This window comes from Stenotrophomonas capsici (genome assembly GCF_034961085.1).
In the GTDB taxonomy this organism is placed as follows: domain Bacteria; phylum Pseudomonadota; class Gammaproteobacteria; order Xanthomonadales; family Xanthomonadaceae; genus Stenotrophomonas; species Stenotrophomonas capsici.
This window is the reverse complement of the sequence record NZ_JAYFUH010000178.1, coordinates 1-1,649: the sequence shown is the minus strand read 5'-3', so window position 1 is coordinate 1,649 and position 1,649 is coordinate 1. Positions and strand designations below refer to the sequence as shown.

The window sequence follows — 1,649 nt, the reverse complement described above, 5'->3', positions numbered from 1 at the left end:
GCCGCCAGGGCCTGCTGGATACGCGCGGCCTCCTTGTGCGAACGCACCAGCACGGCGATGTCGCCGGGCTGCACCGGCGCGCCATCCACCTGCGCGCGGCCCTCGCGCGACGCACTCAATACCCTGTGGATATCACCGACGCAGGCCAGCGTGGCGGCCTCGCGGGCATCGTCGGCCTTGAGCGGCTTGCCGTCGGCATCGCCCTGGATCACGCACACGGTCAACGCCGGCGCGGGTGCGCCATCGATCAGGTAGTCGGCATCGGTGCGCTTGCTGCCCGGCAGCACCGGTTCGAACTGGATGCGCTCATCGAGGAAGGCGGTACTGCCGGCGTTGTCGTACAGCGCCTGGATGGCACGCAGCACGCCGGGGCGCGAACGGAAGTTGCGGTCCAGCGCCGGTGCCGCCTCGGCCAATGCCTTGGCCTGCAGGTAGGTGTGCACGTCGCCGCCACGGAAGCCGTAGATGGCCTGCTTGGGGTCGCCGATCAGGAACAACGCGGCCTCGCTGCCATCGCCCGGCGCGAACACGCTGCGGAAGATGTCCCACTGGCGCGGGTCGGTGTCCTGGAATTCGTCCACCAGCGCGAAGCGGTACTGCGCGCGCAGGCGTGCGGCCAGTACCGCGCCGTGTTCACCCTGCAGGGCGTGGGCGACGTTGTCGATCAGGTCGTCGTAGGTCTGCAGCCGGCGTTGCTGCTTGAACGTGCGCAGGCGCTGGCGGGCTTCGTCGCGCAACTGGTGCAGCAACGCGATCGACTGCTGGCGCTGCCAGCGGGTGACCTGCGCCATCGCCTGCAGGTAGTCGGCCACCAGCGGCTGCAACGGCGACACCGGCGTGCTGCCGGCCTTGGCCTTGTTGGTCTTGGCGGTGAGCGCCTCCAGCGTGAGCCGCTCCAGCCGATCGTCGAGTTCAACCTCCGGATCGGGATGGCGGCTCCACTGCTCCAGCTGCAGGAACACGGTGTTCACCCAGTCCGGTTTGTAGCTGGCCTTGTTGAGCACGCCACCCTCCATGGCCTCGCGCAGCTGCTGCAGGTAGGTCGCTCCGTGTTCGATCAGGCCGGCGGCCAGGCGCTGCATGGCGGCATCGCGCAGTGGGCGGGCGTCCTCGACCAGGCTGTCCGGCACCTCGGGCAGCAGCGGCAGCTCGCCGGCCAGCTTGTCCAGGTCGGCGGCCAGCGCATCGGGACTTTTCCACAGGCCCAGCAGGGCCTCCAGCTGCTCACCTTGGCCGGCATGCAGGCGCCACAGGTCGGCGGCCAGTTCGGCATGCAGTTCGCGGGTGTTGGCCAGCAGTTCCGGCGCGGCGAAGGTGTGCCCGCTTTCCAGCGCGTATTCGCCGAGCACGCGGGTGCAGAAGCCGTGGATGGTGAAGATCGCCGCCAGGTCGGTTTCCTCGGCGGCCGCGCGCAGGCGCCGTCCCAGCTGGGCCGCGCTCTCGCCGCCCTGGTCCAGGTGGCGCTGCAGGACGGCGTGGGTCAGCGCGGTTTCCGGGGTGTCGCTGGCGTCCGGCGCCACCCCGACCAGGCGCGCAGCCAGGTCCAGGCGCTCACGGATGCGCTTGCGCAGCTCCTGGGTGGCGGCATCGGTGAAGGTCACCGCCAGGATCTGGCCCATGCGCAGGCCACGCTCGACCACCAGGCGGGT

The 1,649-nt window shown here is 70.4% G+C and carries 1 protein-coding gene; it reads right to left on the bottom strand.

What is annotated here, in order from left to right; genetic code table 11:
* The coding region (locus VA603_RS10860; RefSeq protein ID WP_323438833.1) for a UvrD-helicase domain-containing protein at positions 1-1,649 on the bottom strand (1,649 nt) is incomplete at both ends.